Origin of the sequence: Methylobacterium oryzae (genome assembly GCF_021398735.1) — a bacterium.
Classification (GTDB): Bacteria; Pseudomonadota; Alphaproteobacteria; order Rhizobiales; family Beijerinckiaceae; genus Methylobacterium.
On sequence record NZ_CP090349.1, the window covers coordinates 1,228,272 to 1,245,542 of the forward strand.

The window sequence follows — 17,271 nt, forward strand, 5'->3', positions numbered from 1 at the left end:
GCGCCCACTCAGCCGCGGCGCGGAAGGGGCGGGAACAGGACGATGAGCATCAGGGCGAACTTGGCGAGCAGGGTCGTCTTGCCGGCGAGTCCCTCAAACGTGTTCACGAGGATCACGAAGGCCAGGATCGGGAGCCAGACGCCGCGCCGGCAATCCCGCGCGATCTCCGCGAGGTAGAGCCCCACCGCGATCACCAGCACCCCCGTGACCAGGATGCCGTGGTAGAGCACGGCCGAGATGATCGAGTTCTCGATGCCCCATTCCAGGCCGTAGATCCGGCGCAGCGTGTTCACCTGCAGGAAGTCGGGGGCGAGCAGGAGCTGCCGGAACGGGATCGCGTCGAACACCGTGAGCATGTCGACCCGGGCCTGCGCGCTGCCGCCGTCCGAGACGAACCGGTCCAGCAGGGTGTCGAAGAACCCGGCCGAGGCGAGGACCGCGACCAGCACGGGCAGCAGCGTCAGGGCGAAGCACGCGCAGGCCGCCGCCGCCAGCGGGACGCGGCCGGTGCGCAGTGTGCGGTTCAGGGACACGAGCCCGACAGCGCCGCCGAGGATCAGCGTCGTGACGGTGGCCGAGCGGCCCCCGAACGTGACCAGGGCGACGAGCTGGAGGACGATCATGGCGGCGCGCGGCATCGGCGCCAGGCGGCCGCCGCCCTTGGCCAGCGCCAGGATGTAGCACGCCGTCATGGTCGCGTTGGCCAGCGGGTGGCCCTGGAGGGCCGCCGAGCGGGTGTCGGACTCGAACGCCACGCCGTCGAACCGGTAGGGGAAGAAGCGCTGGCCGCTCGCGAGCTCGAACAGGCCGAGCAGGGCGTTGGCGAGCATCACGAGGTGGAAGATCGTCTCCAGCCGCCCGAGCGTTTCGGCGTCCCGATCCATCAGGAGGATCGGGACGAGGCCGGCGAGCACGAAGGTGTCGATGGAGCCGGCGAGGCCCGCGCCGCCCCGGGCCGCGATCAGCGCGAGCAGCAGCACGCCGCAGGCGGCCAGGAGCACGCTGGCCGGCCGCCTGTTCAGCGCCCCGGCCACCGGGATCACCGGATTGCCCGCGCGCATCAGGGTCCAGCCGATCAGGACGACCGCCAGGTAGGTGGCGGGGTGGATCTTCGAGGCGGCCGAGCCGGTGATCCCCTCGTAATTGAGGCCGAGCACCCACAGGAGGCCGCCCGAGACCCCGACGAGGAGCAGGGCCCAGACCGACAGCGCCACCGATTCCGCCCGCAGCAGGGCGCGCAGCACCGGACCCGTGCGCGCCGCCGGATCGTGGCGGCGCGCGAAGCCGGTCTGCCGGAGGGTCCTCACGCCTTGCGCCGGGTCAGGAGCAGGGAGCCCGAGATCGGCCGGCCCAGCGCCTCCGACGTGTCGACGAGGTCGATCAGGTCGCGCTGGCGCGTCGCGCCGTTGCAGGCGACGAGCAGCAGCCGGTCGGCGGCGGCCGCCAGGGGACCGAGCCGCAGGTTCTCGGTCAGCACGCCGCCGTCGACGAGCACGAGGTCGAAGCGTCCCTTCACGCCCGCGATGAAGCGCTCGACATTGGCGGGGGTCAGGGCATCGCGCAGGGGCTTCTCGGTGTCGCCGAGCCCGACCCGGCGGGCGCCGGAGGCCGGGTCCGTCCGGGTCACGGCGTTGAGGCTCTGCTCGCCGCGGAGCACGTCGAGGAGGCCGCCGGTGCCGGAGCCGTCCGCCCGCAGGTCGGCGTCGACGCGCAGGACGCGGTCGCCGCGCGCGACGGCGACCGCGGCGAGCAGCCCGATCACCGCCTGGCGCTCGGCCTCGTCGGATTCGCCCGAGGTGACGAGCAGCGCCAGGGCGTGGCCGCTCTTGCCGGAGGTCGCGGCCAGGTGGTCGAGGGTGAGGCTCGCGGCGCTCGCGCTCGCGCCCCGCGGCCGCAGGCCGGGCAGCACGGCCACCACCGGGGCGTTCGACAGCCGCTCCAGCTGCCGCGGCGAGAGCACGGTCGGCGCCAGATATTCCCGCGTCAGCGCGAGGCCCGCGCCGAGGCCGAGGCCGCCCGCGAGGGCGGCGGCGACCAGGATCAGCCGCGGCGGCCAGCTCGGATCCTGCGGCGGCCGCGCCGCGGTGATGATCCGGGCGTTCGAGCTGTCGATGCTGGTCTGCTCCTTGATCTCCCGGGCGCGCACCAGGAAGGCGTTGTAGACCGAGCGCGCCGCGTCGACCTCGCGCTCGAGCTCGCGCTGCTGCACCGACGACTGGGCGTTCACCGCCGACTGCCGCTGCAGGCGCTCCAGCTCCGCCGCGAGGGTCCGCTCGTTGGCCTGGGCGCGCTGGGCCTCGGTCTCCGCCGCGCCCGCGATGCGGTTCAGCTCGGCGTCGATCAGCCGGCGGACGTCCTGCATCTGGGCGCGCACCGCGGCGATGAACGGGTGGCGCTCGCCGAGATTGGTGCGCAGGTCCGCCTCCTTGGCGGCGAGCTCCGCGTACTGCCCGCGCAGGCGCTCGATCACCGAGGACTGGACCGCCTCCGGCATCGCTCCGGACCCGATCGCCTGCCCGCGCGCCTCTCGGATCCCCTGGAGCCGCGCCCTGGCGTCGGCGGTCCGCGCGCGCGCGGCGACCAGCCGCGCGTTCAGGTCGGTGAGCTGCTGCTCGTTCACGAGCCGGCCGCTCGACGCGATCAGGCCGTTGCGCGCCTTGTAATCCTCGAGCTTCTTGTCGGCGGCGTTGACGGCGCTGCGCAGCTCGTCGAGGCGGCCGCGCAGCTCGCCCGCGGCGCGCTTGGCGGCGTCCGAGCGGGCGTCGGTCTGGTCCGTCAGGTAGGCGCTCGCGATGGCGTTGACGATCCGCGCCGAGAGGTCGGGATCCGTCGTGGTGACCACGAGATCGATGACGAAGACCTTGTCGGCGCGCTTGACCGCGAGCCGCCGCCGCAGCTGGTCCAGCGCCCGGCCGCGGGCGTCGACCGGCCGCTCCGCCCTCGGCCCGGCCATCAGCGCGCGGAGCTCGCCGAGGACCCGCGTGACGACGCCGTCCTGCGGCGCGCCGAAGCCCGGCGCGGTCGCGAGCCCGACCTGATCGACCGCCCGGCCCAGCACGGCGTCCGACTCGATCACCTTCACCTGGCTCTCGACCTGGGCGATGCCGCCGTCCGGCGACAGCCCGGCGGGGTTGACGTCGTTCGAGACGACCTGGCGGTCGCGGGGATCGATCAGGATCTGCGCCGTGGCGGTGTAGAGGGAGGGCGTGATCAGCGCGTAGGCGAGGGCGAGCAGGCCGAGGAGCAGCGCCGTCCCGAAGACCAGCCGCTTGCGCCGCCACAGGATCCGCCACAGGTCGCCCAGCTCGGCCGTCGTGTCGGGACGGTTGGGGCCCGGACGCTCGGGATGGGCCGGCTGCACGGGGGTGAGCCACGTCGCGACAGCGATGTTATGGTCGATCTGTGCCACGATCGGTCACCGTCGTCTCAAACCTGGTCGGTCCCTCGCGGGTGCCTTCCCCACTGCAAGAGTCGCGCAGCCTCCTGACAATGGATCGGGACCGCGATCCGCGCCGGAGCGGCCCGGATGACTGGGAGCGTGGTAAATCAAATCCGCGCGGCGCGCTCCCGCGCACGCCTCGTTCATCGCGGTCCCGGTGTTGCTGCAGCGTGTCGGCGACGCGGACGCGGCGTCGCATCGCGGCGGGCCGCCGAGGGACCGTCCGGATATCCCGCACGCCGCGCTGCCGCAGCGCCCTCCGACCCCGAGCCACACGTTCAGACATCGGCGTGGATAACGCCTTCGGGCTGCTCTATTCCCCGATCGGATAAATTGTATTGGCTCTTCCGAGACGCAACAATCGCTTCAAGCTGCGGTTTGTACTCTAATTCAGGTGCTCTGCCATGGAAGCGATCGGCGTCGAGGACCGGGGCGGCGGCCGGCGCGACGCCAGCGCCCGCCTGCGTCGGATCGCGGCCGCGACCGGCGTCCCGCTCGCCGCGTTCTTCGGGGCACCGGCGCCGCGCCCGCTGGCCGAGCTCAGCGAGCTGATCGGCCTGTGGCAGTCGATCGCCGACCAGGAGGGCCGCAACGCGATCCTGGCGGTGGCCCGGGCGCGGGCCGCCGGGACGAAGGATGGGCCGGGCGGGCCGGCCTGACGGACCGGCCCGCGGATTTTGCGGTGCCCGGCCCTGGCGGGAACGCGCCGGGACCGCTACATGATGGGAGCGGGGCTGCAGAGTTCGTCAGGAGCACTATCCCCGGGGCCTTATCGACTCCCTCGGGAGCTGTCCCTGGCCTCGTCCCTGGACCTGGCCAACACGGCGCCCACCTACGCTGTAGGTTTCCCGGGATCGATCCTCCAACGGCTCACGTGGCTCCGCACCCGACCTCTCCCAGAACCGGCACCGAGGCTCCGGACGCCGCCCGCAAGGCGGAACTCCGCGCCGCGGCCCTCGCCGCCCGCGATGCCCTCGATCCCGCGGCCCGGCAGGCGGCCTCGACGGCGATCGGGGACGCGCTCCTCGCGCTGCCCGAGCTCGCCCAGGCCCGTCTCGTGGGCGCCTTCTGGCCGATCCGCAGCGAGGTCGATCCCCGGCCCGCCGCCGAGGGCCTGCGCGCCCGCGGGCAGGCCGTGGCCCTGCCGCACGTCACGCCGGACGGCCTGGTGTTCCGGGAATGGCGCGCCGGCGACGCCCTCGTCGCCGGCCGGTTCGGCCTCAGCGAGCCCGACCCGTCGCTGCCGCCGGTGGAGCCCGACGCGCTGATCGTGCCGCTCGCGGCCTTCGACCGGACCGGGCAGCGCATCGGGTACGGCCGCGGCTACTACGACGGCGCGATCGCGCGCCTGTCCCGGACGAACCCCGTCCTGACCGTCGGCATCGGCTTCGCCGCCCAGGAGGTGGCGCGGGTGCCGGCCGAGCCGCACGACCGCCCCCTCCAGTTCGTGATCACCGAAGACGGCGTGATCCGCTGCGACAGGACCGCCTGACCCATGCGCCTGCTCTTCCTCGGCGACGTCGTCGGGCGTTCGGGCCGCACCGTGGTGTGCGAGCACCTGCCGCGGCTCCGGGAGCGCTGGCGCCTCGACTGCGTGGTGGTCAACGGCGAGAACGCGGCCGGCGGCTTCGGCATCTCCGAAACGATCTGCGACGAGCTGATCCAGGCGGGCGCCGACGCGGTCACCCTCGGCAACCACAGTTTCGACCAGCGCGAGGCGATGGTGTTCATCGCCCGCCAGCCGCGCCTGGTGCGGCCGGCGAACTATCCGCCCGGCACCCCGGGCCGCGGCGCCACGGTCGTGGAGACCCAGGGCGGCGCCCGCGTCCTCGTGGTCAACGTGATGGGCCGGGTCTTCCTCGACGCGATGGACGACCCCTTCGCGGCGGTGGAGCGCGAGCTCACCGCCTGCCCCCTCGGCGCGGCGGCGGACGCGGTGATCGTCGACGTCCACGCCGAGGCGACGAGCGAGAAGCAGGCCTTCGGCCACTACCTCGACGGCCGGGCGAGCCTCGTCGTCGGGACGCACACGCACACGCCCACGGCGGATCACCGGATCCTGCCCGGCGGCACGGCCTACATGTCGGATGCCGGCATGTGCGGCGATTACGATTCGGTGATCGGCATGCAGAAGGACGAGCCGATCCGCCGCATGATCCAGAAGACGCCCGGTTCCCGCTGGGAGGTCGCCGTCGGCGAGGGCACCCTGTGCGGCATCGCGGTGGAGACGGACGCGCGCGGCCTCGCCACGCGGGTCGCGGCCCTCCGCCTGGGGCCGAATCTCGAGGAGACCGCGCCGCATTTCTGGGATTAGCGCCCTGTCCGGCCCGGTGGATGCCGGTTTGGCGTAAGGCGGTCGCGGGCCGCTAAGCCTTTTGTGCGGGACTGGTCTCGATCGGCCTGGGCATAGCTCCGCGATGACCTTCCCGAGACTTGATCGCGTGCGGGCCTACCCCCACACTGCCCCCGAGGGGCGCCGATGGCCGGCTGCCGCGTGGTGAGATCAGGCTAGAACGATCGATGGCCGCCCGAGAAACCGGCGACGACAAGAATGGGCCGCTGGCACAGCCCGGGATCTATCTCGGGCGGATGGTCATCTTCCTGATCCTTGTAGGCTTCCTGGCCTTCATTCTGTTCCGGCAGATCACACCGGCCTTCCTGGCCAATCCCGGGCTCAACGGGCTCATCCTCGGTGTGCTGCTGATCGCCGTCCTGATCGCCTTCGGGCAGGTCGTCCGGCTGTTCCGCGAGACCGCCTACGTCAACGCCGTCGCGGGCGGCGCGCAGGTCAAGAAGCCGCCCGCCCTGCTGGCGCCGATGGCGCCGATGATCGCCGCGCGGGCCGGCGGAGCCACCCTGCCGGGGACGACCGGCTACCTCGACACGATCGCGGTGCGCCTCGACGAGGGCCGCGAGATCCTGCGCTACATCTCCGGCATCCTGATCCTGCTCGGCCTGCTCGGCACCTTCTGGGGCCTCATCGACACGCTGTCGGCGGTCGGCGGCGTCATCAAGGGCATGCGCGGCGGCGGCGATGCCGGCGTGATGTTCGACGAGCTGAAATCGGGCCTCGCGGTGCCGCTCTCCGGCATCGGTCTGGCCTTCTCGGCCTCGCTGTTCGGCCTCGCCTCGTCGCTGATCACCGGCTTCCTGGAACTGCAGGCGGGCCAGGCCCATGCCCGGTTCCACAACGAGTTGCAGGACTGGTTGATGTCTGGCGCGGCAGCTCCGGAGTCGGCGCCGGTCGCGGCGGCGGCGACCGCGGCGCGGCCGGCCGCCGGCACGCAGGAGCTGAAGGAGGCGGTCGACCGCCTGAGCGCCCTGGTGGCCGAGGGCGGCGGCAGCCGCGCGGCGACCCAGGCGATGACCAACCTCGCCGAGGGCATCCAGGGCCTCGTCCAGCACATGCGCGCGGAGCAGCAGATGATCCGCGACTGGGTCGAGGCGCAGGCGAGCCGCGAGCGCGAGCTGAAGCAGGTGCTGGACCGGCTGGGCCGGGAGCGCGTCTAGTGGCCTCCACGGCGACCCGGACCCGGCGGACGCTCAACGTCTGGCCCGGCTACGTCGACGCGCTGGCCACGCTGCTGCTGTCGGTGGTCTTCCTGCTCACGGTCTTCGTGGTCGGGCAGTTCTTCCTGTCGCAGGAGCTGACCGGACGGGACGAGACCCTGGCCAGGCTCAACCGCCAGATCGCCGACCTCACCGACCTCCTCGCCCTGGAGCGGACGAACCGCCGCAACCAGGAGGAGGAGGCCCGCAATCTCCGCACGACGCTCGCCGGCGTCGAGGCCGAGCGCGACCGGGCCAAGGTGCAGGCCGAGGCCGCGACGGTCAGCCAGGGCGCGGCGGGCACCCTCGACAAGCAGCTGGAGACCGAGCGCGGCGCGACCCGGCGGGCGCAGTCCCAGATCGACCTGCTCAACGAGCAGATCAGCGCCATGCGCCGCCAGCTCGCAGCCCTGGAGGACGCCCTCGCGGCCTCCGAGAGCCGCGACAAGGAATCCCAGGCCCGGATCGCCGAGCTGGGCAGCCGGCTGAACGTCGCCCTCGCGCAGAAGGTCCAGGAGCTGGCCCGCTACCGGTCCGACTTCTTCGGCCGCCTGCGGCAGATCCTCGGCAACCGGCCCGACATCCGCGTGGTCGGCGACCGCTTCGTGCTGCAATCCGAGGTGCTGTTCCCGGCCGGCTCCGCGACCCTCAAGCCCGAGGCCGGGCCGGAGCTCGACCGCATCGCCGGCGCGGTCTCGGAACTCGCCAAGCAGATCCCGGCGGACCTGCCCTGGGTGCTCCGCGTCGACGGGCACACCGACGCGCGCCCGATCAGCACGTCGCAGTTCCCGTCGAACTGGTCCCTCTCGGCGGCGCGCGCCATCGCGGTGGTGCAGTTCCTCGCCGGCAAGGGGATCCCGCCGCAGCACCTCCTGGCAGGCGCCTTCGGCGAGTTCCAGCCCCTGGAAGCCGGGGCGACCGAGGAAGCCTACGCCCGCAACCGCCGGATCGAGATGAAGCTCACCGAGCGCTAGCGCTGTCGGACCGCCGCGGCGCCGCAGGGGGTGTCGGCGCGCGGCCCGCGTCCGGTGACCAGTTTCGCGGCGATCTCGCTCCGCATTCCCAGGTGCATGTGCCGATCAAGCCAGCATCCGATCGTCTTACGAGAGCTTCGAACACCAGAAGCCGGAAGAGATAGGCGGTAATTGTTCCGGCGGGCGCCGATTTCTCCTGTGCGCGCCGCAGCTCTGCTGGATTAACGCATCGTTATCCTTGACGTCCCATGGTGCGGACGATCCAGGGAGACCGTATCGATGTCGAAGCTCAGCCTGTCCCTGAACGCGGTTCGGCCCGGAGCCGACGATCACCCCCGTCCGCACGTCGCCCTGCGGGACGAGGCCAGCGCGATCGCCGCGGCCGTGCGGGTCTTCGAGGACGGGCTGACGGACCTGCGCGCGGGCGTGCGGGCCGCGGACGACGCCGCGTCCGCCGCGGCGGCGGCCGACGCGGCGACCGGCCTCCTGGCCGGCATCGCCGGTCAGACCAGCCTGATGGCGCTCCGGGCCGCGATCGAGGCGGCCCGCGACGGCGGAGAGGGCCGGGGATTCGCGGCCGCGGCCGCGGAGGTCAGGGACCTGGCCGGGCAGATGGTGCGGGCGACCGACACGATCGTGGCCCAGGTCGGCCAGATCCAGGCCGCGGCGGAGCGGGCGCAGGATACCGCGACCCGGGGGCAGCGCCAGGCCGCGTCCGCGCACTGAGGCCGCGCACCCCGCACCGGCGATCCGTCGCGCGGACGGGCGCCGGCCCGGGCGGCTCCGGGCGCGGCCCGGCTACTCGGCGACCGGCAGGCGCTCGCCCCGGCTGCGGGGCTCCTTGCCCCGCGCCGTCTCGTCCAGCGCGTCGGTGAACTGCAGGTTCGCGAGCTGGGCGTAGAGCGCGCCCTGAGCCAGCAGGCTCTCGTGGGTTCCGGTCTCGACGATGCGGCCGTCGTCGAGGACCAGGATGCGGTCCGCGGCGCGGATCGTGGCGAGCCGGTGGGCGATCACCAGCGTGGTCCGGCCATGCATCAGCGTGGCGAGGGCGGCCTGGACGGCGCGCTCGGACTCGGCGTCCAGGGCCGAGGTGGCTTCGTCGAGGAGCAGGATCGGCGCGTCCTTGAGGATCGCCCGGGCGATGGCGATGCGCTGCCGCTGGCCGCCCGAGAGGGTCACGCCGCGCTCGCCCACCTGGGTCGCGTAGCCCTGCGGCAGGGCCGAGACGAAGCCGTGCGCGTTGGCGAGTTCGGCCGCGCGCCGGACCTCCGCCTCGCCGGCCTCCGGGCGGCCGTAGCGGATGTTCTCGGTGACGGTGCCGGAGAACACGACGGGGTCCTGGGGCACCAGGGCGATGCGGGCGCGCAGGCGCTCGGGATCGACCTGGGCGATGTCGGCGCCGTCGACCACGATCCGGCCGCCCTGCGGGTCGTAGAAGCGCAGCAGCAGCTGGAACACCGTCGATTTGCCCGCGCCGGAGGGGCCCACGATGGCGATGCGCTCGCCGGGCGCGGCCGCGAAGCTCAGCCCGCCGAGGGCGGCGTGTTCCGGGCGGGTGGGGTAGGCGAAGCGCACGTCCTCGAAGGCCACCGCGCCCCGGGCCGGCTCGGGCAGCGGCAGGGCCGGGGACGGCGCGCGGATCGCGGGCTCCGCGGCGAGGATCTCGGTGAGCCGCTCGGCCGCGCCGGCCGACATGGCGAGGTCGCCGTAGACCTCGGAGAGCTGCCCGAGGGCGCCGGCGCCGAACACGGCGTAGAGCACGAACTGCGAGAGCTCGCCGCCCGTCATCGTGTGGTTCAGGACGCCCTGGGCGCCGTACCACATCACCCCGACCACCGAGGCCGAGATCAGGAAGATCGCGACGCCGGTGAGCAGCGCGCGGGCCCGGATCGAGGCCTGGGCGGCGCCGTAGGCCTCCTCGGAGGCCGCCGCGAACCGGGCCGCCGTCGAGTCGGAGCGGCCGAAGGCCTGCATCGTCCGCACCGCCCCGACCGCCTCGGCGGCGTAGGCCGAGGCCTCGGCGAGCCGGTCCTGGGCCGCCCGGGAGCGCCGGCGCACGCCGCGGCCCGACACGATCAGCGGGAAGACGATGATCGGGATCGCGGCCAGCACCATCACCGACAGGCGCGGGCTCGTCACCACCATCATGGCGGTGGCGCCCACGAACAGGAACAGGTTGCGCAGCAGGATCGAGACCGAGACGCCGAAGGCCGACTTGATCTGCGTCGCGTCCGCGGTGAGCCGCGAGACGATCTCGCCGGACTGCGCCCGGTCGAAGAACGCCGGATCGAGCTGGGTCAGCCGCGCGAAGACGGCGCTGCGGAGGTCGGCGACGACCCGCTCGCCCAGCGTCACCACCGTGTAGACGCGGGCCGCGCTCGACAGCGCGAAGGCCGCGACGACCCCGAGCAGGGCGAGGAAGTAGGCGTCGATCACGTTCGAGCCGTCGGCGGTGAAGCCGTGGTCGATGACCCGGCGCATGGCGATCGGGACGACCAGCGTCGAGGCCGACGCGCAGATGAGGGCGACGAGCCCCGCGGCGATCCGCGCGCGGTAGCGCAGCGCGAAGGGGAGGAGCGGCCGGAGGGCGCTCAGCGGGGCTCTGGGTCGGCCGGCCGCGGCCGCCTTGGTCTTACGGGCCATCACGCCTCACGTGTTGTCGTTCTCCCGGTCCGCGGCGCTTGTGACCGGGGAGCGGCTGCGGTATAGGCCGCCGCTCATCCGATTGCGTGTGTTCAATGGCCGCGGGCCGCCACCACGGTCGGCTTGGACGTGCCGTTGCCACGAACCCATGGTTCGGTGCAACCGGTGACATCTTCCGCATTCCGGGCCGGGCGGCGCCTCCTGCGCTTCCCGCCGGCGTGCCAGACAGGGACCAAGGTCATGGCGAAGGACGCGGCCGCGAAGGCCAAGGGGACCGAGCACCCCGATTACCACTTCATCAAGGTCGTGATGACGGACGGTACCGAGTACCAGACCCGTTCGACCTACGGGAAGGAGGGCGACACCCTCAATCTCGACATCGATCCGCTGACCCATCCGGCCTGGACCGGCGGTGAGCAGAAGATGCTCGACCGCGGCGGCCGCGTGTCGCGCTTCAACTCGCGGTTCGGCAACCTCGGCAAGCGCTGAGCGCCGCAGCCGTCACGGCGACGCTGTACGAGACGGGCGGTCCCTGGCGGGGCCGCCCGTTTTCGTGCGCGGCGGCGCGCGGCCGCGGGCGTTATCCACAGGACGGGTTTGCGAAGATCGGCGGGACCGCGACGCGAACCGCGCGTCCGGGCGCGCGAGCGGAGATGCGTCTTCCCCGACGGGCCGCGCCCGCGGTTCCCGTGGCCCGGATCGGCCGCTGCCCGCTCATTCAAAGCGCGGCCGGGCCGTCGTATCCTGCTCCGGTCACCCGCGCTTCGCCCGGACCCCGCGCCGGAGCCGAGGCGGGCGCCGCTGCCTGTCCGGGGCCAAGGCTCTCCGGACGCACTGCTAGGATCGAGATACGATGAGACGTCTTCTGCTGCTGGTCCTCGCCCTGGTCGGTCTGGCCGCCGCGCCGGCCCTGGCCGCCGACAAGATCAAGGTCGGCATCATGGGCGGGGATGCCGAAGTCCTCTGGGCGAAGGCCAAGGAGATCGCGGCCCGCGACGGGCTCGACATCAGCCTGGTGGTGTTCTCCGACTACCTGCTGCCGAACGAGGCGCTCCAGTCCGGCGACCTCGACGCCAACGCCTTCCAGCACAAGCCGTTTCTCGCCAACCAGGTCAAGGCGCGCGGCTACAGGATCGTCCCCGTCGGCGAGACGATCGTGACGCCGATCGGCCTGTACTCCAAGCGGGTCAAGGCCGTCGCGGACCTGAAGGACGGCGCGCTGGTCGGCATCCCGAACGACCCGTCGAACGGCGGCCGGGCGCTCCTGCTGCTGCAGGCCGAGAAGCTGATCCGCCTGAAGGACGGGGTCGGCCTGCTGCCGACGGTCTTCGACGTCGTCGACAATCCCAAGCGCCTGAAGTTCCAGGAGGTCGACGCCGCGCAGCTGCCCCGCAGCCTCGAGGATCTCGACGCCGCGGTGATCAACACCAACTACGCCGTCGATGCCGGCCTGATCCCCGGCAAGGACTCCATCGCGATCGAGTCCAAGGTCGACAACCCCTACAACAACGTCATCGTCGTCCGCGAGGCGGACACGGGCAAGCCCTGGGTGCCGAAGCTGGTCCACGCGTTCCAGAACGACGCGATCCGCCAGATCCTGAAGGAGCAGTTCCCGGGCCAGTTCCCGGCGTTCTGAGCGTCGGGGCCGGGACGCCGGCCACGCGCGGCGGCGGCGCTCCCCGGAGCGTCGCCCGGCCCTCGCTCAGCCCTCGCTCATGCGGAAGGCCATCCGCAGCAGGCCCTGCTGCGCGGCTACGGGGCTCTCCACCGGCTGCGGCGTCGGCCGGTCCTCGGCGATCAGCGCGTCGAGGTGCAGGATGCGGCTGTGCAGGCGCCGGGCCCGGAGGATCAGCTGCTGCAGGCGCATCGGCAGCAGGTTGAAATCCTGCTGCTTCGGCGGCTCGGCGGTGCCGAGCTTGACCCGGTGCTTCTCCAGGAGGGCCTCGGCCGGGGTCATCTCGCCCTCGGCGACGGCGCGCTGCACCAGCAGCCACGAGGCGATCTGCATCAGCAGCGTGGTCAGGCGCATGCTCTCGGCCGCGTAGCTGAGCGTCGCGTCCCGGGACACGAGGCGCGACTCGTCGCGGCCCTCGCCGTCGAGATAGGCGGCCGTCTCCTCGACCAGGGTCATCCCGTCGCGGAACAGCGCCTTGAAGGCTTCCGAGTTGACGTAGGACCTGCCGAAATCGACCCAGTCCTGATCGTCCCGGAACGTGACATCGAAGCCGTTCATCTGCCTCTCCTGTGCCGTCCGACGGCCCGGCTCGTTCCGATCCGGGACGCTCCGTCCGTGGCTTTCGGACGACGCCGCAATCCTAGCGCCGATTGGCCCGGACAGCAGGGTTCATGTTTTTTTAACCTTAACCCGCCGCCCGGGATCTGGAGAAGTGCCGCGGATGGCGGCACCCGCGCTCAGAACGAGGCGCGGATACCGCCGAAGACGCTGCGGCCGCTCCCGGGATAGAAGGCGGCCAGCGCGGCCGGGCCGCCCGCCGTCGCGGCGGCGTTGGCCACCACGGCGATGTCGGAGACGTAGCGGGCGTTCGTGAGGTTGCGGGCATCCACGAACAGGGCGACGCCGTCGGCGAGATCGAGGCCGGCCTCGACGCCGAGCAGGGCGTAGCCGGGCACCCGCAGGGTGTTGGCGTGATCGGCGAAGGCGCCCTGCGGCACCCAGTCGAGCGACGGCGCGACGTGGAAGCCGCGCGGGTGCCGGTAGCTCATCACGGTGCGCAGCACGTCGGCCGGGATCCCGGCGATGCGGTTGTTGCCGAAGACCGGGTCGCCGACGAACCGGAAGTCGTTGTGGGTCCAGATCTGGGTCACGCTGAGCCCGTCGCCCGCCGCCGCGAGGTCGCGGGCGAGGTCCAGGGTGAGCGCCGCCTCGACGCCCTGGTGGACGGAGCGGGGGGTGTTGAAGGTGGCGGCCGGGATGTTGAGGCCGGGATTGGTCGCGAAGTTGATCAGCTCGTCGCGCAGGTCCGACCGGTAGAGCGTCACGTCGAAGGCGAGGCGGTCGACGCGGCCGCGGGCGCCGGCCTCGTAGGTCCAGGCGCGCTGCGCCCGCAGGGGCACGAAGGTCGTGCTCAAGAGGTTCTGCTGCACGAGGTCGGAGAAGTCCGGCACGTCCCGGGACCGGACGACGTCGCCGAAGATCTGGATGTCGGGCCGCGGCTGCCACAGCAGGCCGACTTTGGGGTTGACGCCCGCATAGGTCACGTCGGCGAAGCGCGGGTTCGGGTTGCCCGGCAGCCCGCCCTTGTCGCTGAAGGTCCGGTTCGACGAGAACGCCTTCGCGCCGGTCATCAGCGCCACGTCCGGGAGGAACCAGAATCGATTCTCGCCGTAGGCCTCGAGGCTCGAGGCGCTCTGGAGGGCGTTGAGCGTCTGCGCCCCCCGCTGCCCGCGGACGTTGACGAATTGCAGCGCGGAGTTCTGGCCCGCGAAGGCGCGCAGGCCCAGCACCACGTCGTCGCGGAAGCCGCCGAGATCGAAGGTCCCGGCCCAGTGCGGGCTGATCCCGTAGGTCCAGCCGTCCTGGTCGATCGCCTGGAAGATCGGGTGGTACAGGCTCTTGTGGATCGCCCAGGTGTCGACGTCGAGCTTGCCCACGTCGAGCAGGAACGAGGTGCGGTTCGCGATCCGCTCCGTCTCGACCTTGCGGGACTGGTTGCCGGTGATCGCCGTCGGGTTGGCCAGCGTCGGGGTCGAGAGGCTCTGGCCGAGGGTCAGGGTGCCCGGCAGCTTCTGATCGGTGAGGTAGGTGCCGAGATAGAAGCGGGTCTCGATGTCGGGGGCGATCCGGTAGCCGATATTGGCGTTGAAGTTCTTCGTGGCCTGGGCCTCGTGGGCGCGGAACCCGTCGGAATTGGTCAGCGTCGCGTTGACCAGCCCGTCGAGCGGCCCGTCGATGCGGGACATCTGGGCCTGCTCGCGGATCGTGCCGAAGCTGCCGCCGTCGACCCGCAGGATGTTGGGCGCCAGCGCGGTGTAGGCCGTGGGCGTGACGGCGTTGACGGCGCCGCCGAGCGTCGTTGCCCCGAAGGTGAGGGCGTTGCCGCCCTTGTAGACCTCCACCGAGCGCAGGGCGAGCGGGTCCACCTGATAGAAGTCGCCGCTCCCGTCCGCGAGGTTGAGCGGGATCCCGTCCTGCAGTAGCTCCAGCCCGCGCAGGTGGAAGGCGCGGGCGATGCCCGAGCCGCGGACCGACAGGCGCAGCTCCTGCCCGTAGCGCTCCTGCACGTAGACGCCGGGCACGTCCTTGAGCACGTCGCGGAGCGTGTTGGTGTAGCGGTCCTGGAGCGCCGCGGTGTCGACGAAGGCCACGGAGCCGACGGTCCCCGCGAGGGCGGCCCTCTGGCGGTCGACGCTCGGCACCGAGAGCGAGCCGCGGGTCTCGTGCGACGGCGCGTCCGTCGCGGCGGCGCCGACGACGCTGAGTTCGGACAGGGTGACCGAGGCGGCGGACGGTGCCTGGGCCGCGGCCGGCGTCGCGCAGGTGAACAGCAGGAGCGCGGCGCGTCGGCCGGCCCGGAACTGGCGGGGCATGGTGTGGGATCCGTGTCTGGCGATCGGGAAGGCGGGGCGATCGGTCAGACGACGGGCGGGGCGCGGGCTCCGAGGCCGGGACGCGGGGGCGCCCGCGGGAGGGCGACGCGCCGCGGCCGGGCGGCGGCGGCCGCGGCGGGTCGGGCCACCGGCACGGCGGCGACGGTCGACGGCGCGGGCAGGGTGGCGGGCCCGGCCGCGTGGCAGGCGACGCAGCAATCCCCGCGGTGAGGGGCCGGCAGCTGTTTGCCGGCCGGTGCCGGATCGGTCGGGCCGCCGTCGGCGAGGCAGAGAACGTGGTCCGGCCCCGCGGCGGCGGAGGCCAGGCCGCCGAGGACGCCCTGGAGCGCCAGTGCGTAGAGGGCGAGGAGCGCCACGATCCGGGCGAGCGCCCGCGCCGGCCCCGCGGGGGCGACCCGAAGGTCCGCGCGGCCGCGACGGCCGGGCGCCGCGGCGGCCCGGCCTCGTGGATCTGCTCGCGTCACGGCTGTCGCCCGGCGGCCGAAGCTCCGTCCCGGGCGGCTAGTGCTGGTGCTGGTGCTGGCCGCCCGGCGCGCCCGCGCCGATCGGCGCCACCGTGAACGTCACCGGCACGGCGCCGGCGCGCTGGAAGGTGAGCGTCCCCGCGACGGTCTCGCCCGCCTTCGGCGCGCCGGTCAGGTCCTCGAACATGAGGTGATAGCCGCCGGGCTTCAGCTCCACGGTCTCGCCGGGCTTGATGGTCAGGCCGTTCGTGACCGGCGCCATCTTCATGACGCCGCCCTCCATCGACATGGAGTGGATGTCGCTGCTCTTGGCGAACGGCACCGTGGCGCCCGTGAGCGTGTCCGGGACGCTCCCCGTGTTGGTGATGCGCACGTACCCGCCGGCGACCTTGGCGCCGTTCGGCGTGGCGCGCAGCCACGGCGTCTCGATCGTCAGGTCAGCGGCCTTCACGGTCGTCGCGGCCGCGGCCGTCCCCGCGGCCGGCGCGCCGCCCGCCTGGGCGACCTGGACGATCCGGAAGGACGGCGCGGCCGCCTTCAGGTCGTGGGCGTCCTGACCGGCCTTGGGGATCTCCGACCAGGAATAGCTGCCCTCCGCGCAATCCTGCTGGACCGGGACGTAGACGGTCGCGCCGGGCTCGAAGGTGCCGGCGACCTGCGCCAGGAAGGTGAACTCGTCGACCTGATCGTCCGGAAGGGAGCCGCCGCTCCACGTGATCGACGTCACGCCCTCCGCGGCCGTGCCGTGATGGGTCGCGTAGGTCTTGGCGTAGGGTCCGCGCGTCGTCGCGAGGGTCCAGCCGGGTTTCGGCATCGGCTTGGCGCCGATCAGGCCCTCCGGGATGGTGACGCTCACGCGCGTCGTCGGCTTGCCGTTGCAGCCGTGCATGATCTGGACGACGCCGCGATACGAGGCGCCGGGGGCTGCCTGCTTGCGTTCCAGCACCGCGTGGGCCTGCGCCGCGGAGGCGAGCAGCCCGAGGCCGAGGGCGGCCGAGACAAGGGTCTTCATGGGAATACATCCGTCCTGAGGGATCCGAGAGGTGGTGATCGCTCAGGCGGTCGGCGGCCCCCTCGGGGACGCAATGGTGCCGGGCGGCGCGCGGGCGCCGACGCTCCGGTTGAGGGGCCAGGCCGGCCGCAGGTCCGCGGTCGCGACCCATCGGAAGCCGACGGACGGGGGGCGCGGCGGGAGCGCCGGGCCGGTGGCCTGGGCCGCCGTGCAGCAATCGCCGTGGTCGTGGGGGACGGGCGCGCCCGATGGAGCGGACGCGTCGGCATGCTGCGCGCAGAGGCCGTCGGTCGCCGCCGGCACCGGCATCAGGCCGCCGAGAAAGGCCTGGAGCAGCAGGGCGTAGAGCGCCAGCAGGGCGACGACGGCCCGCAGGGCCGGCCCGACACGTCGATCCGAAAGGGCCTCGCCCGAATCCATGCTGCTCCCGCGCGCCGTCCGAACCGGACCGCTATGGCATCCCTGCCACACCGGCGCGGCGATGGCTGTTGCCAGGGTGCCGCAGACGGACGCCGCGTGCGCTGGCGCACGGCGATGCCACATTCCGGCCCCTTCGATAGGGAGTCTTAACGCCATCCCGACACCGTGGCGCCCGAGACAATCCGCTCCCGTCACGACCTG

16 protein-coding genes and 1 other RNA gene are annotated in these 17,271 nt (G+C 72.8%); 9 read left to right on the plus strand and 8 right to left on the minus strand.

The window, feature by feature from the left end; all coding sequences use genetic code 11:
- Positions 1 to 8: 8 nt before the first annotated feature.
- Positions 9 to 1,307, minus strand: coding sequence for a VpsF family polysaccharide biosynthesis protein (locus tag LXM90_RS05890; protein WP_056531666.1), 1,299 nt, complete (start codon positions 1,305 to 1,307; stop codon positions 9 to 11).
- Complete coding sequence (locus LXM90_RS05895; RefSeq protein ID WP_234082020.1) at positions 1,304 to 3,409, minus strand: GumC family protein; 2,106 nt, start codon at positions 3,407 to 3,409, stop codon at positions 1,304 to 1,306. The genes LXM90_RS05890 and LXM90_RS05895 overlap by 4 nt, the downstream gene beginning before the upstream one ends.
- 434 nt (positions 3,410 to 3,843) lie before the next feature.
- On the opposite strand from LXM90_RS05895, the gene LXM90_RS05900 reads away from it, so the two are divergent.
- From LXM90_RS05900 to LXM90_RS31875, 7 genes are all read left to right on the plus strand, one after another.
- Positions 3,844 to 4,098: a hypothetical protein gene (locus tag LXM90_RS05900; RefSeq protein ID WP_020090689.1), complete on the plus strand. Its 255-nt coding sequence runs from the start codon at positions 3,844 to 3,846 to the stop codon at positions 4,096 to 4,098.
- Between the two features lie 69 nt (positions 4,099 to 4,167).
- Positions 4,168 to 4,324: non-coding RNA, 6S RNA (gene ssrS / locus LXM90_RS05905), on the plus strand.
- Positions 4,314 to 4,931 (plus strand): 5-formyltetrahydrofolate cyclo-ligase, encoded by a 618-nt coding sequence (locus tag LXM90_RS05910; protein ID WP_234082022.1) that lies wholly within the window; start codon positions 4,314 to 4,316, stop codon positions 4,929 to 4,931. The genes ssrS and LXM90_RS05910 overlap by 11 nt, the downstream gene beginning before the upstream one ends.
- A gap of 3 nt (positions 4,932 to 4,934) precedes the next feature.
- Positions 4,935 to 5,753, plus strand: a complete 819-nt coding sequence (locus tag LXM90_RS05915) for a TIGR00282 family metallophosphoesterase (protein WP_012322254.1) — start codon at positions 4,935 to 4,937, stop codon at positions 5,751 to 5,753.
- Between the two features lie 206 nt (positions 5,754 to 5,959).
- The gene (locus LXM90_RS05920) at positions 5,960 to 6,949 is read left to right on the plus strand and encodes a MotA/TolQ/ExbB proton channel family protein (RefSeq protein WP_234082025.1); all 990 of its coding nucleotides are present in this window, start codon (positions 5,960 to 5,962) and stop codon (positions 6,947 to 6,949) included.
- Positions 6,949 to 7,962: a peptidoglycan -binding protein gene (locus LXM90_RS05925; RefSeq protein WP_020090686.1), complete on the plus strand. Its 1,014-nt coding sequence runs from the start codon at positions 6,949 to 6,951 to the stop codon at positions 7,960 to 7,962. The genes LXM90_RS05920 and LXM90_RS05925 overlap by 1 nt, the downstream gene beginning before the upstream one ends.
- 279 nt (positions 7,963 to 8,241) lie before the next feature.
- Positions 8,242 to 8,688, plus strand: coding sequence for a methyl-accepting chemotaxis protein (locus LXM90_RS31875; RefSeq protein WP_267965782.1), 447 nt, complete (start codon positions 8,242 to 8,244; stop codon positions 8,686 to 8,688).
- 72 nt (positions 8,689 to 8,760) lie between these two features.
- Here the strand turns inward: LXM90_RS31875 and LXM90_RS05935 are convergent, their stop codons facing one another.
- The gene (locus LXM90_RS05935; RefSeq protein ID WP_234082028.1) at positions 8,761 to 10,605 is read right to left on the minus strand and encodes an ABC transporter transmembrane domain-containing protein; all 1,845 of its coding nucleotides are present in this window, start codon (positions 10,603 to 10,605) and stop codon (positions 8,761 to 8,763) included.
- A gap of 240 nt (positions 10,606 to 10,845) precedes the next feature.
- On the opposite strand from LXM90_RS05935, the gene rpmE reads away from it, so the two are divergent.
- Positions 10,846 to 11,094, plus strand: coding sequence for a 50S ribosomal protein L31 (gene rpmE, locus LXM90_RS05940; RefSeq protein ID WP_012322259.1), 249 nt, complete (start codon positions 10,846 to 10,848; stop codon positions 11,092 to 11,094).
- A 364-nt stretch (positions 11,095 to 11,458) separates the two neighbouring features.
- Positions 11,459 to 12,241, plus strand: a complete 783-nt coding sequence (locus LXM90_RS05945) for a MetQ/NlpA family ABC transporter substrate-binding protein (RefSeq protein WP_042674923.1) — start codon at positions 11,459 to 11,461, stop codon at positions 12,239 to 12,241.
- 66 nt (positions 12,242 to 12,307) lie between these two features.
- Here LXM90_RS05945 and LXM90_RS05950 read toward each other — a convergent pair whose 3' ends face one another.
- From LXM90_RS05950 to LXM90_RS05970, 5 genes are all read right to left on the minus strand, one after another.
- Positions 12,308 to 12,838, minus strand: a complete 531-nt coding sequence (locus LXM90_RS05950; protein WP_020090682.1) for a DUF1465 family protein — start codon at positions 12,836 to 12,838, stop codon at positions 12,308 to 12,310.
- 179 nt (positions 12,839 to 13,017) lie between these two features.
- The gene (locus LXM90_RS05955; protein ID WP_234082031.1) at positions 13,018 to 15,153 is read right to left on the minus strand and encodes a TonB-dependent receptor family protein; all 2,136 of its coding nucleotides are present in this window, start codon (positions 15,151 to 15,153) and stop codon (positions 13,018 to 13,020) included.
- A 44-nt stretch (positions 15,154 to 15,197) separates the two neighbouring features.
- Complete coding sequence (locus LXM90_RS05960; RefSeq protein WP_234082034.1) at positions 15,198 to 15,638, minus strand: hypothetical protein; 441 nt, start codon at positions 15,636 to 15,638, stop codon at positions 15,198 to 15,200.
- Between the two features lie 37 nt (positions 15,639 to 15,675).
- The gene (locus LXM90_RS05965) at positions 15,676 to 16,650 is read right to left on the minus strand and encodes a DUF1775 domain-containing protein (RefSeq protein ID WP_234082037.1); all 975 of its coding nucleotides are present in this window, start codon (positions 16,648 to 16,650) and stop codon (positions 15,676 to 15,678) included.
- 42 nt (positions 16,651 to 16,692) lie between these two features.
- Positions 16,693 to 17,070, minus strand: a complete 378-nt coding sequence (locus LXM90_RS05970) for a hypothetical protein (protein WP_234082040.1) — start codon at positions 17,068 to 17,070, stop codon at positions 16,693 to 16,695.
- Between the last annotated feature and the right edge of the window lie 201 nt (positions 17,071 to 17,271).

Bases quoted from the DNA above. Each gene is read 5' to 3' on its own strand.
- LXM90_RS05900 (WP_020090689.1), top strand. From the start codon at position 3,844: ATGGAAGCGATCGGCGTCGAGGACCGGGGCGGCGGCCGGCGCGACGCC.
- LXM90_RS05915 (WP_012322254.1), top strand. From the start codon at position 4,935: ATGCGCCTGCTCTTCCTCGGCGACGTCGTCGGGCGTTCGGGCCGCACC.
- LXM90_RS05920 (WP_234082025.1), top strand. From the start codon at position 5,960: ATGGCCGCCCGAGAAACCGGCGACGACAAGAATGGGCCGCTGGCACAG.
- LXM90_RS31875 (WP_267965782.1), top strand. From the start codon at position 8,242: ATGTCGAAGCTCAGCCTGTCCCTGAACGCGGTTCGGCCCGGAGCCGAC.
- LXM90_RS05935 (WP_234082028.1), bottom strand. From the start codon at position 10,605: ATGGCCCGTAAGACCAAGGCGGCCGCGGCCGGCCGACCCAGAGCCCCG.
- rpmE (WP_012322259.1), top strand. From the start codon at position 10,846: ATGGCGAAGGACGCGGCCGCGAAGGCCAAGGGGACCGAGCACCCCGAT.
- LXM90_RS05945 (WP_042674923.1), top strand. From the start codon at position 11,459: ATGAGACGTCTTCTGCTGCTGGTCCTCGCCCTGGTCGGTCTGGCCGCC.
- LXM90_RS05950 (WP_020090682.1), bottom strand. From the start codon at position 12,838: ATGAACGGCTTCGATGTCACGTTCCGGGACGATCAGGACTGGGTCGAT.
- LXM90_RS05955 (WP_234082031.1), bottom strand. From the start codon at position 15,153: ATGCCCCGCCAGTTCCGGGCCGGCCGACGCGCCGCGCTCCTGCTGTTC.
- LXM90_RS05965 (WP_234082037.1), bottom strand. From the start codon at position 16,650: ATGAAGACCCTTGTCTCGGCCGCCCTCGGCCTCGGGCTGCTCGCCTCC.
- LXM90_RS05970 (WP_234082040.1), bottom strand. From the start codon at position 17,070: ATGGATTCGGGCGAGGCCCTTTCGGATCGACGTGTCGGGCCGGCCCTG.